This window comes from Streptomyces sp. NRRL F-6676, from assembly GCF_000725625.1.
Taxonomy (GTDB): domain Bacteria; phylum Actinomycetota; class Actinomycetes; order Streptomycetales; family Streptomycetaceae; genus Streptomyces.
On sequence record NZ_JOHS01000046.1, the window covers coordinates 51,671 to 64,418 of the forward strand.

Below are 12,748 nucleotides of genomic sequence, written 5' to 3' on the forward strand. Positions count from 1 at the left end.
GCGCATGTGTTCGGCGGGTGCGGCCGAGCGGGTGGTTGTGCGCGCCCACACGGCGGAGCCGCACATCGGCACCGCGCCGTTCCCCGAAGGGCGCGGGGAACCGCGCGGCAAGCCACGTCACACGCCGCACCCGCCGGCGCACCTCACCCACCCGGGTTCCCGGGCGCCCGTCTCACTCCTTTGCACGGTGCAATCCCGGGTACCCGTACCGCCGTGACACCCCCAAACCCCGCGGGAGCGAACATGGCCGATGTCCCGGTGCCCCAGCTCGAGGCCGCCCTCCGCGCCGAAGCGGACGCCGAGGTCCGCTTCGACGCCGGCAGCCGCGGCGCATACGCCACCGACGGTTCGAACTACCGTCAGGTCCCCCTCGGCGTCGTCGTCCCCCGCACCGTCGAGGCCGGCGCCCGCGTCATCGAGATCTGCGCCCGCTTCGGCGCCCCCGTCCTCTCCCGCGGCGGCGGCACCAGCCTGGCCGGCCAGTCCACCAACACCGCCGTCGTCGTCGACTGGACGAAGTACTGCCACGCCCTCGTCTCCGTCGACCCCGAGGCCCGCACCTGCGTCGTCGAACCCGGCATCGTCCTGGACGAACTCAACCGCCAACTCGCGGGTCACGAGCTCCAGTTCGGGCCGAAGCCGTCCACGCACAGCCACTGCGCGCTGGGCGGCATGATCGGCAACAACTCCTGCGGCGCCTCCGCGCAGGCGTACGGCAAGACCGTCGACAACGTGCGCCGGCTCGAAGTCCTCACCTACGACGGCGTCCGGATGTGGGTCGGCCCCACCTCCACGGAGGAGCGCGCCGCGATCGCCGCCGCCGGGGGCCGCCGTGCCGAGATCTACGACGGCCTGGACCGCCTCGTCACCGAGTACCTCGCCGACATCCGCACCGGCTACCCGCGGATCCCACGCCGCGTCTCCGGCTACAACCTCGACTCGCTGCTCCCCGAGAACGGCTTCGACGTGGCCCGCGCCCTCGTCGGCAGCGAGGGCACCCTCGTGACCGTGCTGCGCGCCGAACTCGACCTGGTGCCGGTGCCCAAGTACCAGTCGCTGCTCGTCCTCGGCTACGACGACATCTGCCACGCCGCCGACGACGTCACCCACCTCCTCGAACACTGCTCACCCACCCAGCTGGAGGCGCTCGACGACCGCATGGCTCAGCTGATGCGCGAGGAGCACGCCCACGAGGAGTCCCTGGACGCCCTGCCCGAGGGCGACAGCTGGCTGCTGGTGCAGTTCGCCGGCGACAGCCAGGACGACGTGGACGAACAGGCGCACGCCCTGCTGCGGGCCATCGGCCGCGACGACAAGGACCCCCGGGTCGCCTTCTCCGACGACCCGGAGCGCGAGCAGCGGATGCTCAAGGCCCGCGAGGCCGGCCTCGGCGTCACCGCCCGCCCGCCGGACGACCGGGAGACCTGGGAGGGCTGGGAGGACTCGGCCGTCCCGCCCGAACGGCTCGGCGACTATCTGCGCGACCTGAAGAAGCTGTTCGAGGAGTTCGACTACGACCACCCGTCCGTGTACGGGCACTTCGGGCAGGGCTGTGTGCACACCCGGATCCCGTTCGGGCTGAAGACCGCCGAGGGCGTCGCCGTCTTCCGGCGGTTCCTGGAGCGCGCCGCCGACCTCGTCGCCTCCTACGGCGGCTCGCTGTCCGGCGAGCACGGCGACGGCCAGTCCCGCGGCGAACTGCTCACCCGGATGTTCGGCGAGCGGCTGGTGGGCGCCTTCGGCGAACTCAAGGCGCTGTTCGACCCGGACGACCGGATGAACCCCGGCAAGGTCGTCCACCCCAACCCCGTCGACGGCCAGCTGCGCCTCGGCGCCTCCTGGACGCCGATGGTCCCCGAGACCCACTTCGGCTATCCGCAGGACGAGCACTCCTTCACCCGAGCGGTGATGCGCTGCGTCGGCATCGGCAACTGTCGCAGCCACGAGGGCGGCGTGATGTGCCCCTCCTACCGGGCCACCAAGGAGGAGGAGCACTCCACCCGCGGCCGCTCCCGGCTGCTGTTCGAGATGCTCGACGGGCACGCCGACTCCGCCGTCAAGGACGGCTGGCGCTCCACCGAGGTCAAGGACGCCCTCGACCTGTGCCTCGCCTGCAAGGGCTGCAAGTCGGACTGTCCCACCGGGGTCGACATGGCCACCTACAAGGCCGAGTTCCTCGCCCACCACTACGACGGCCGCCTCCGCCCGCCCGCGCACTACTCCATGGGCTGGCTGCCGCTGTGGGCCCGGCTCTCCCGGATCGCGCCCTCGCTGGTCAACACCGCGCTCCAGGCGCCCGTACTGGCCCGGGCGGGCAAATGGGTGGCCGGGGTGGCCAGGGAGCGGCAGGCGCCGGTCTTCGCCGAGCAGTCGTTCGTCCAGTGGTGGCGGGAGCAGGGGTCCGCCGACGGCGGCGTCGCCGGCGCGCCGGATCCGGCCGATCCCCGGACAGTGGTGCTGTGGCCCGACACCTTCAGCACCTACTTCCACCCGGCGATCGCGATCTCCGCCGTACGGGTCCTGCGGGACGCCGGTTTCCGAGTCGCCGTCCCGGACAAACCCGTCTGCTGCGGACTGACCTGGATCTCCACCGGCCAGCTCACCGTCGCCAAGAAGGTGCTGCGCCGCACCCTGGACACCCTGAAGCCGTATCTGGAGGCCGGCACCCCGGTCATCGGACTGGAGCCGTCCTGCACGGCCGTCTTCCGGTCCGACGCGCCCGAGCTGATGCCCGCCGACCAGGACGTCCAGCGGCTCGCCGGGCAGGTGCGCACCTTCGCCGAGCAGCTCGTCCACCACGCCCCCGAGGGCTGGGAGCCGCCGCGGCTGTCCCGGCGGGCGACCGTGCAGACGCACTGCCACCATCACGCGATCATGAAGTTCGACGCCGACCGCGAGCTGATGCGCCGCGCCCATCTGGACGCCGACGTCCTCGACGAGGGCTGCTGCGGACTGGCCGGCAACTTCGGTTTCGAACGCGGTCACCACGAGGTCTCCATGGCCGTCGCCGAACAGGGCGTGCTGCCCGCGGTCCGCGAGGCCGCCCCCGACAGCGTGCTGCTCGCCGACGGCTTCAGCTGCCGCACCCAGATCGAACAGGGCGACACCGGGCGGCGTGCGCTGCACCTGGCGGAGGCGCTCGCGCTCGGCCTGGACGAGGCCCATCTGCCCGGCGAGCACCCCGAACGCCTGGCCGCCCGCCCGGCCGGACCCTCCCGCACGGCCCGCTGGGCGGCCACCGCGGCCGCCGCGGGCGCCGCCGCCGTCACCGCGACGGCCGCGGCGGCGGCGGGCCGCGGCACCGTACGCCGGCTCACGCGCCGGGGCTGACGCACGCCGCCGCGCGGGCGGCGCACGCCCGTGCGCGCGTGACAGCCCCCGGCAGCGGGGTAGCCGGGAGCCGAGCGGCACCTCCCGGAGCCCCGTCCCCCCCCCACACACACAGCAACCCCCACGGAAAGGTCCCGAACATGGCGTCGAAGAAGGTCTCCGACTACGTCCTCGAGCGGCTGCGCGAGTGGGAGGTCGAACACGTCTTCGCCTACCCGGGCGACGGCATCAACGGCCTCCTCGCCGCCTGGGGCCGCGCCGACAACCACCCCCAGTTCGTACAGGCCCGGCACGAGGAGATGGCCGCCTTCGAGGCGGTCGGCTACGCCAAGTTCTCCGGCAGGGTCGGCGTCTGCGCCGCCACCTCCGGGCCCGGCGCGATCCACCTGCTCAACGGCCTGTACGACGCCAAGCTCGACCACGTGCCCGTCGTCGCGATCGTCGGCCAGACCAACCGCAGCGCGATGGGCGGCTCCTACCAGCAGGAGGTCGACCTGGTCAGCCTCTACAAGGACGTCGCCTCCGACTTCTGCGAGATGGTCACCGTCCCCGAGCAGCTGCCCAACGTGCTCGACCGCGCGATGCGCACCGCCATGGCCCGCCGCTCCGTCACCGCCGTCATCATCCCCGCCGACGTGCAGGAGCTGGACTACTCGCCGCCGGAGCACGCCTTCAAGATGGTGCCCTCCAGCCTGGGCATGGCCCACTACGCGCCGGTGCCCGCCGAGGCCGACATCGAGCGCGCCGCCGAGGTGCTCAACGCGGGCAGCAAGGTCGCCGTCCTGGTCGGCCAGGGCGCCCGCGGGGCCCGCCAGGAGGTCATGGAGGTCGCCGAGCGGCTCGGCGCCGGCGTCGCCAAGGCGCTGCTCGGCAAGGACGTCCTCGACGACGACCTGCCCTACGTCACCGGGTCCATCGGACTGCTCGGCACCCGGCCGTCGTACGAGCTGATGAGGGAGTGCGACACCCTCCTCGTCATCGGCTCCAGCTTCCCCTACACCCAGTTCATGCCCGAGTTCGGGCAGGCGCGGGCCGTGCAGATCGACATCGACCCGCACATGGTCGGCCTGCGCTACCCCTTCGAGGTCAACCTCGTCGGCGACGCCCGCGAGACCCTGCGCCGGCTGCTGCCGCGTCTGGAGGCCGCCGAGGACAACGCCTGGCGCAAGAAGGTCGAGAAGGACACCGCCCGCTGGTGGGAGGTGATGCAGCGGCGCGCCGCCGTGGACGCCGAACCGATCAACCCCGAGTACGTCGCCCACGCCCTGAACGAGCTGCTGCCCGAGGACGTCATCCTGGCCGCCGACTCCGGCTCCGCCGCCAACTGGTACGCCCGCCACCTGCGGCTGCGCGGCCAGATGCGCGGCTCGCTCTCCGGCACCCTGGCCACCATGGGCCCCGGCGTCCCGTACGTCATCGGCGCCAAGTTCGCCCACGGCGGCCGGCCCGCGATCGCCCTGGTCGGGGACGGGGCCATGCAGATGAACGGCATGGCCGAGCTGATCACCGTCGCCAAGTACTGGGAGCAGTGGGAGGACCCGCGGCTGATCGTCGCCGTCCTCAACAACCAGGACCTCAACCAGGTCACCTGGGAGATGCGGGCCATGTCCGGCGCCCCGCAGTTCCTGCCCTCGCAGTCCATCCCGGACGTCGCCTACGCCGACTTCGCCCGCTCGGTGGGGCTGAACGGCACGCGGGTGGAGAAGCCCGGCGACGTCCAGGCCGCCTGGCAGGCCGCGCTCGCCTCCGACCGGCCGTTCGTGCTCGACTTCGTCACCGACCCGGCCGTCCCGCCGATCCCGCCGCACGCCTCCCTCGACCAGATCGAGGCCGCCGCCACGTCCATCCTCAAGGGCGACAGCGACCGCGCGGGCATGGTCCGGCAGGGCTTCAAGGCCAAGGTGCAGGAGATGCTGCCCGGCGGCCGCGGCCGCGCGGACCGGCCCGGCGCGGAGGACGGCAAGTGACCCACCCGCACCACCACCGGACCCGCCGGACCCGCCGGACGGGAGGCCGGAGAGCATGAGCACCACGGGCACCCGTCCGTCCGGTCCGGACAGCGCGGACACCCCCGGCAACCCGTTCCCGCCGCACGCCCTGCACGACTACGCGCTGCTGGCCGACGGCGAACGGGGCGCGCTGATCGGACCGGACGGCGCCATCGGCTGGCTGTGCGCCCCCAGCTGGCACGACGACGCCCTCTTCGCCAACCTCATCGGCGGCCGGGGCGTCTACGCCGTCACCCCGCGCGACACGTACGTCTTCGGCGGGTACTACGAGGAGGGCACCCTCATCTGGCGCAGCCGCTGGGTGACCGTCGACGGCATCATCGAGTGCCGCGAGGCGCTGGCCTTCCCCGGCGACCCCGACCGGCTGATCCTGCTCCGCCAACTCCGGGCCGTCGACAACCCGGCCCGGGTCACCCTCGCCCTCGACCCGCACGCCGATTACGGCCGCGCCCCCCTCGACCCGCCCCGGCAGCCCGCGCCCGGGGTGTGGGAGCTGCGCACCGGCGGCCTCCACCTGCGCTGGCAGGGGCCCGCGTCCGCCGTGCCCGGCGCGCAGGGGCTCACCGCCGACGTGGAACTGGCCGAGGGCGAGCGGCTCGACCTCGTCCTGGAGTGCTCCGGCTCCCCGCTGCCGCGCGCACTCCCGCGCGCCGAGGAGCTGTGGCGGACCACCGAGGACGCCTGGCGGCGGGTGATGCCCAAGCTGGAACACACCCTCGCGCCCCGCGACGCCCGCCGCGCCTACGCCGTCCTGCGCGGACTGACCACCCGCGACGGCGGCATGGTCGCCGCGGCCACCACCAGCCTGCCCGAGCGGGCCGAGGAGGGCCGCAACTACGACTACCGGTACGTGTGGATCCGCGACCAGAGCTTCGCCGGGCAGGCCGCGGCCGCCGCCGGGGCGCCCGAACTCCTCGACGACGCCGTCCGGTTCGTCACCGAGCGGCTGCACGACGACGGGCCGGGACTCGCCCCCGCCTACACCGTGCACGGCGCCCCCGTGCCCGACCAGCGGGACCTCGAACTGCCGGGCTACCCCGGCGGGTTCGACCGGATCGGCAACCAGGTGCGCAAGCAATTCCAGCTCGACGGCTTCGGCGAGGCCCTGCTGCTGTTCGCCGCCGCCGCCCGGCTGCGACGCCTGGACGACACCGGCTGGAAGGCCGTCGCCCTCGCCGTCCGCGCCGTCGCCGAACGCTGGCGGGAACCCGACGCGGGCATCTGGGAACTGGAGGACCGGAAGTGGACCCACTCCCGGCTGAGCTGCGTCGCCGGACTGCGCGCCGTCGCCGACGCGGCCCCGCGCCACCCGCTGGCCGACACCTGCACCCGGCTCGCCGACACGATCCTGACGGCCACCGCCGCGGACAGCGTCCACCCCGAAGGGTATTGGCAGCGCGCCCCCGACGACCCCAAGGTCGACGCCGCGCTGCTGCTGCCCGCCGTACGGGGCGGGCTGCCGGCCGAGGACCCGCGCACCCGCGCCACCCTGGAGGCCTGCCGCCGCGATCTGACCCAGGACCACTTCGTCTACCGCTTCCGGCACGACGGCAGACCCCTGGAGCAGGCCGAGGGCGCCTTCCTGCTGTGCGGCTTCGTCATGGCCCTGGCCGAGCACCGGCAGGGCCGCCGGGCCTCGGCGTACCGCTGGTTCGAACGCAACCGGGGCGCGTGCGGGGCCTCCGGCCTGTACGCCGAGGAGTTCGACATCGCCCAGCGCCAGCTCCGCGGCAACCTGCCCCAGGCGTTCGTCCACGCCCTGCTGCTCGAATCGGCGGCCCGCCTGACCGGGCCGCCGGGGTGAGCCTTGCCGCTAGGGCAGCGGGGGGGGGAGAGCCTTGCCGAGCCCCGCTAGGGCAGCGGGGTGCCGCCGGTCGCGTTGACGATCTCCGCGGTGATGAACGACGCCTCCTGCGAGGCCAGGAACACATACGCGGGCGCCATCTCGGCCGGCTGGGCGGGCCGGCCGAGCGGGGCCTGCTTGCCGAACTCCCGCGTTTCCGGGAGCGTCGCCGGGATCAGCGGGGTCCACACCGGGCCCGGCGCCACCGCGTTCACCCGGATGCCCTTCTCCGCCAGCATCTGCGCCAGCCCCTGGGTGAAGGTGACGATGCCGCCCTTCGTCGTCGCGTAGTCCAGCAGATGCGGACTGGGCTTGTACGCCTGGACGGACGCGGAGTTGATGATGCTGCCGCCCGCCGGGATGTGCGGCAGCGCGAACTTCGACAGCCAGAACAGGCCGTAGAGGTTGGTCCGCACCACCCGGTCGAACTGCTCGGTGGAGATCGCCTCGATGCCGTCGGGCTGCGACATCTGATAGGCCGCGTTGTTCACCAGGACGTCGATCCGGCCGAACTCGCGCACGGCCCGGTCGACCAGCGCCCGGCAGTTCTCCTCCTCCCTGATGTCGCACGACACCGGCACCGCGCGCCGCCCGGCCTCCTCCACCAGGCGGGCCGTCTCCCGGGCGTCGTCCTTCTCCTCGTCCAGATGGGTGAAGAGCACATCGGCGCCCTCACGGGCGAACGCCAGCGCCACGGCCCGCCCGATGCCGGAGTCACCGCCGGTGATCACCGCCTTGCGGCCCTCCAGCCGCCCGCTGCCCCGGTAGGAGTCCTCGCCGTGGTCCGGGGGCGGGTCCATCGGGCCGGTCCAGCCGGGGTGCGGCTGGTCCTGGGCGGGGAAGTCCGGGCGGGGGTGCTGCTCTCCGGGATGCTGCTGCTCGTTCACGGTGTGACGTCCTCGTCTGTTCGTCGTCCTCCGCGGTACCCGCGGACGGCGGACGAGTACCGGCGAGCGGCGGGAGTACGCCTGCGCGGGCGGCCGGGTTCCGGCTCACCCGGCCAGCGGCAGCCCCGCGCCCTCGGCGAGCACCGCACGGACCTCGTCGATCACCGTGCCGTCCACCGGCAGCATCAGATGGCCCACGCCGTGCACCTGGACGTTGCGCACCCGCAGGTCGGGGTGGTCGAGCCGGCCCCGGCTGGTGGGGATCACGGCCTCGTCCAGATCGCTGTAGAAGGACACGAACCGGGTACGGCAGCCGCGGCACGGCTCGTCCAGCTCGGCCAGCAGCTCACTGCCGGGGCGCAGCTGGCGCAGGAAGGGGTGCGGGATGCCCCACAGCGCCATCGCGGTGCCGCCGTGCGGGGTGCCGAGGGTGATCGCGAGCGGGACGTGGGCGTCGCCGCCGAGCCGCTGCACGTAGTAGCGGACGACCAGACCGCCCAGGCTGTGCCCGACCAGGCACACCGGCCGGCCGCCGGTCTGCCGCCGTACCCGCTCCACCTGCTCGCCGAGCAGCCGGGCGGCCTCCGGGATGTCGGGATTGAAGGCGTTGTACGTCGCCATGAAGCAGGGCCCGGCGCCGCTGTCGCTCAGGGCCCGCCGCAGTCGGGTGAAGATCGACGAGCGGTCGGCCAGACCGTGCACGAACAGCACGGGCAGGCCGTCCTGGTCGGCGCAGTCCAGCTCCTCCAGGTGCGCGTCGCCGCCGCCCAGCCAGGAGGTGAGGCCCCTGACCCCTTGCAGGGTCAGCTCCCACGGCAGACCGGCCAGCCGCACATACGCCCATCCGGTCTCCAGCGCGGCGCCCCGCAACGCCATCAGCGAGGCGACGACGACACGGGGTTTCATCAGGTCCAGACCCGTGATGCTCATGGGCGGTCGACCTCCGTCCGGTGCGCCGGCGTTCCCGGCGGTGCCGGGAACTGGCACCCTCGGCCGATTCCAGGGTTTCCCAGTACCCCGACGGTGCCTTGTGAACCATGGGGGCGTGCGGGTGAGTGGCCGGGTGCGGGTGGGTCGGTGGTTGCTCGCGCAGTTCCCCGCGCCCCTGAAAACCCGGGGGCGCCCCCTGCTTTTTAGGGGCGCGGGGAAGCTTTTTAGGGGCGCGGGGAACTGCGCGACCAGCCCCCACCGGCGGTCAGCCGACAACGCACCCCCGGGGTGCAAGGGGCGGAGCCCCTTGAAAGGACGATGGGGGTCCCCCCTGCTCGAACGAAGTTGAGAGCTTGGGGGCGGGCAGGGGCGGCGGGGGCGAAAAACCTCCTACGCCCGCCGGGAGGCAACCCCCTCCCACACCATCCGCCCGAACAGCGCACCCCCGTACACCACGAACCCCACCCCCGCGAACCACGACTCCACCACCAGCACCGTCCCCACCGCCCCATAACTCACCGCATTCGTCACCACGAGCGGCGTGAACACCAGGAACGAGAACACCCGCAACCCGCCCAGGCACACCATCGTCGTCACCGCCCCCGGCAACAGCTCCCGCCACCTCACCTGCCGCCCCAGCAGGAACCGCGGCCCCCACCAGAAGAACAACAACCCCGTCCCCGCGCTCAGCGCGATCCGGTACGACCCCTCCAGCACCGTCCGCGTCTGCACCTGGAGATACAGGTACGCCATCAGCACCACCAGCCAGACCAGCTGCCGCCACACCCGGTGCCAGGGCCCCGCCGCCAGCCCCCAGATCCTCTCGTACCCGTTCTGCACACTCGCCGCGAACGACAGCCCGAACACGGCCAGCAGCACCGCGCCCCACGCACTCGTCGTCCCCACCACCCGGCTGGGCGGGGTGAACACCTTGCCGACCGCCGCCGCGGACCGGCCGGACAGCCCCATGCCGTCCACCAGCCACAGCGCGAAGCCCCCGTGCCCCAGCGGATCCGCCGCGGCCACCACGATCAGCAGGGGCGCCAGCGTGACCAGCGCGAGCGTGGCGAACCCCATGGCACGGTGCAGCAGCTCCAGATCCTTCGCCCGCCCGCGCAGCTCACCGAGCCACGACCGGCTGCGCGGTTCCCCGGACGGCTCCATGCTCGACGGCCCCTCTTCCCCGTTCGCCCCAGTGATCACGCCGGTGAGTTCCCCCGGTCGCACGGACGGTAACCACGGCCGGCGCCACGTCCGCCGCGCACACGCCCGGGCCGCCGGACAACTGCCCGGCGACCCGGTCGGCGACCGCGTGACCCGCGGTCGGGCTCCGCTAGACGCGTACCCCGGCCCCCACCTCCTGCGAGAGCGCCAGCGCCGGCACCGGAAGGGCGCGCGGCACGCCGAGCGCCGTGCTGAGCGTGGGCGTGGGGGACGGCGCCACCAGCGGAGCCCGCTCCGCGGACCGCGCACGGCGCGAGAACCAGATGATCTTTCCGCCGCCGGCGGTGGCACAGCACCCCCAGCCGTCGCTCAGCGCGGCGATCTGCGCCAGACAGCCGCTCGGCGCGTAGTGCGGCCGGATGTCCCGTTCACTGTCCTGGACGGCGGTGATCAGGTGCTGGCCGTTCCACCACATCTCGAGCGTGGTGTTCTTGTCCACCGCGTGCTGGGCGATGGTGTGCAGCAGCACGTCGGTGCAGTGGCAGACGGTCTCGGCGTGCGCCTCCAGGTTCCAGTACCGGAGATGGGCGGTCAGGATCCGGCGGACCTGGTCGATCCGTTCCGGGGTGACGTCCACCTCGAGGTGGTAGTAACAGGGTGCTGCGGTCTTCATCGTCGTTGGCTCCTCACCGGCGAAGCTCTCGCTCCTCCTCGCCCTTCTGGGCCGAGCCCCGATCACGAAGCGTGAGCGGACATCGCTCCTGAGTCACTCCCAGGGTGGGAGGGCTACTCCATCCGCGCAACTCGAGCGGGGGTGCCCGGGCCGGGACCGCCCGGGGTCTTGGGGGTGAACCGGGGATGGTTGAAAACCGAACAGGACGCTTCGTGATGTTGCGTGCACCATGAGTGAAAGGTGTCGAGGGCCGTGACCGGGCGACGTGTCCGCGTGCGCGGCCCTCACCCGACGCCGAATCTCCCCGGGCGCGCACCGCGCGGCCGGACCCCCGCGGCAGTCCAGAGGAAGAGGAGGTGACCGGTGCGATGCTGACGCCTGCCAGGGCCGAGGTCGCCCGCCATCTCGAGCGGTACCGGGAATGGGAACGCCGAATGCTCGTCGCCCCCGACGACCCCGAGGTGCGGGCCGGCTTCGAGGGCACGGCCCAGAACCTCTGCACCCTCATGGGGAAGCGCTGCGCACGGGAGGCCGCCCAGGCGGCCGAACGCCTGCTGCGCGCCGATGTCGCCCCCACCCCCCGCACCGCCCCCGTACGGACGCTGCCGCCGGCCGCGGGAAAGCCCCTCCCGTCGGCCGCGGCCAAGCCGCGCGCGGCGGCCGGCCCCCGCCGCGGCACACGCGCCACCGCCCGGCACGGCGAGCCCGCCCCCGCCGGCACCCCCTAGCCCTGTTCCACCCACCACCCACCCACCGCGGCCGGCTCACGCACGGCGGAGGAGGAGGCGACACCGATGAACCCCGACCCCGCCATCGGCCGCATTCCGGTCCTGGACGTCCGGCCGCTCGTCCAGGGCGGCCGCCGCCCCGCCAAGGCCGTCGAGGGCGAGACCTTCCGTGTCACCGCCACGGTGTTCGCGGAGGGCCACGACGCGATCGCCGCCAACGTCGTCCTGACGGACCCCGACGGCCGCCCGGGTCCCTGGACCCCGATGCGCGAGCTCGCCCCCGGCACCGACCGCTGGGGCGCCGACGTCACCCCGACGGCGGTCGGCGACTGGACCTACCGGGTGGAGGCGTGGCGCGACCCCGTCTCCACCTGGCGGCACCACGCCGGCATCAAGATCCCGGCCGGGATCGACACCGAGCTGGTCCTGGAGGAGGGCGCCCTGCTGTACGAGCGGGCCGCCGGGGGAGTGCCGGACCCGGCCGACCGGGCCGAACTCCTCGCCGCCGCCGAGGCGTTGCGCGACGACACCCGTTCCCCGGAGTCCCGGCACGGCGCCGCGCTCACCCCCCGGGTGCGGGCCGTCCTGGCCGCCCACCCGCTGCGCGACCTCGTCACCACCTCGCCCACGTACCGCCTCCGGGTGGAGCGGGAGCGGGCGCTGTACGGCTCCTGGTACGAGTTCTTCCCGCGCAGCGAGAACGGGGGGCTGGACCCGTCGGCGCACGGCACGTTCCGGACGAGTCGGACGTCGGCTGTCCCTGGGCGATCGGTTCCCCGGAGGGCGGCCATGACGCGGTGCACCCGGCGCTCGGCACCCTGGAGGACTTCGACGCGTTCGTCGCCCGCGCCCGGCGGCTCAACATGGAGATCGCCCTGGACTTCGCGTTGCAGTGTTCCCCGGACCATCCGTGGGTGGAGAAGCATCCGGAGTGGTTCCACCACCGCAGCGACGGTTCGATCGCGTACGCGGAGAACCCGCCGAAGAAGTACCAGGACATCTACCCGATCGCGTTCGACGCGGACATGGACGGCATCGTCGCGGAGACGGTGCGGGTGCTGCGGCACTGGATGGCGCACGGGGTGCGGATCTTCCGGGTGGACAACCCGCACACCAAGCCGGTGGTGTTCTGGGAGCGGGTGATCGGCGAGATCAACGGCCGCGACCCGGACGTCATCTTCCTG

The 12,748-nt window shown here is 73.3% G+C and carries 8 protein-coding genes and 1 pseudogene; 5 read left to right on the top strand and 4 right to left on the bottom strand.

All coding sequences use genetic code 11. The features are described 5' to 3' along the window. The first annotated feature begins 243 nt into the window (after positions 1 to 243). The 3 genes from IO29_RS24400 (at position 244) to IO29_RS24410 (ending at position 7,143) form a co-directional block, all read left to right on the top strand. Positions 244 to 3,330, top strand: a complete 3,087-nt coding sequence (locus tag IO29_RS24400) for an FAD-binding and (Fe-S)-binding domain-containing protein (protein WP_030381602.1) — start codon at positions 244 to 246, stop codon at positions 3,328 to 3,330. 140 nt (positions 3,331 to 3,470) lie between these two features. Beyond that, positions 3,471 to 5,297, top strand: a complete 1,827-nt coding sequence (locus IO29_RS24405; RefSeq protein ID WP_030381603.1) for a thiamine pyrophosphate-requiring protein — start codon at positions 3,471 to 3,473, stop codon at positions 5,295 to 5,297. Positions 5,298 to 5,352: 55 nt separating this feature from the next. Further along, entirely contained in the window at positions 5,353 to 7,143 is a 1,791-nt protein-coding gene (locus tag IO29_RS24410) for a glycoside hydrolase family 15 protein (RefSeq protein WP_030381604.1), read from the top strand. Between the two features lie 47 nt (positions 7,144 to 7,190). Here the strand turns inward: IO29_RS24410 and IO29_RS24415 are convergent, their stop codons facing one another. The 4 genes from IO29_RS24415 to IO29_RS24430 all read right to left on the bottom strand — a co-directional run bounded on the left by IO29_RS24415 (position 7,191) and on the right by IO29_RS24430 (position 10,836). Further along, on the bottom strand, positions 7,191 to 8,069 hold the full coding sequence (locus IO29_RS24415; RefSeq protein WP_030381605.1) for an SDR family oxidoreductase: 879 nt from the start codon (positions 8,067 to 8,069) through the stop codon (positions 7,191 to 7,193). A 105-nt stretch (positions 8,070 to 8,174) separates the two neighbouring features. Then, positions 8,175 to 8,999, bottom strand: coding sequence for an esterase/lipase family protein (locus IO29_RS24420; RefSeq protein WP_051707875.1), 825 nt, complete (start codon positions 8,997 to 8,999; stop codon positions 8,175 to 8,177). Positions 9,000 to 9,389: 390 nt separating this feature from the next. Beyond that, the gene (locus IO29_RS24425; RefSeq protein ID WP_030381607.1) at positions 9,390 to 10,163 is read right to left on the bottom strand and encodes a hypothetical protein; all 774 of its coding nucleotides are present in this window, start codon (positions 10,161 to 10,163) and stop codon (positions 9,390 to 9,392) included. Positions 10,164 to 10,332: 169 nt separating this feature from the next. After that, positions 10,333 to 10,836 carry a hypothetical protein gene (locus tag IO29_RS24430; RefSeq protein WP_030381608.1) on the bottom strand — a complete coding sequence of 168 codons (504 nt, stop codon included), beginning with the start codon at positions 10,834 to 10,836 and terminating at the stop codon, positions 10,333 to 10,335. Between the two features lie 356 nt (positions 10,837 to 11,192). Here IO29_RS24430 and IO29_RS36920 point away from each other — a divergent pair, with 356 nt between their 5' ends. Beyond that, entirely contained in the window at positions 11,193 to 11,564 is a 372-nt protein-coding gene (locus IO29_RS36920) for a DUF5133 domain-containing protein (protein WP_420705394.1), read from the top strand. Between the two features lie 66 nt (positions 11,565 to 11,630). Next, positions 11,631 to 12,748: pseudogene (locus IO29_RS24440) on the top strand (maltotransferase domain-containing protein); the annotation flags it as partial.

Coding starts and splice junctions, on each gene's coding strand:
- IO29_RS24425 (WP_030381607.1), bottom strand. CDS start 10,163: ATGGAGCCGTCCGGGGAACCGCGCAGCCGGTCGTGGCTCGGTGAGCTG.
- IO29_RS24430 (WP_030381608.1), bottom strand. CDS start 10,836: ATGAAGACCGCAGCACCCTGTTACTACCACCTCGAGGTGGACGTCACC.
- IO29_RS24420 (WP_051707875.1), bottom strand. CDS start 8,999: ATGAGCATCACGGGTCTGGACCTGATGAAACCCCGTGTCGTCGTCGCC.
- IO29_RS24400 (WP_030381602.1), top strand. CDS start 244: ATGGCCGATGTCCCGGTGCCCCAGCTCGAGGCCGCCCTCCGCGCCGAA.
- IO29_RS24405 (WP_030381603.1), top strand. CDS start 3,471: ATGGCGTCGAAGAAGGTCTCCGACTACGTCCTCGAGCGGCTGCGCGAG.
- IO29_RS24410 (WP_030381604.1), top strand. CDS start 5,353: ATGAGCACCACGGGCACCCGTCCGTCCGGTCCGGACAGCGCGGACACC.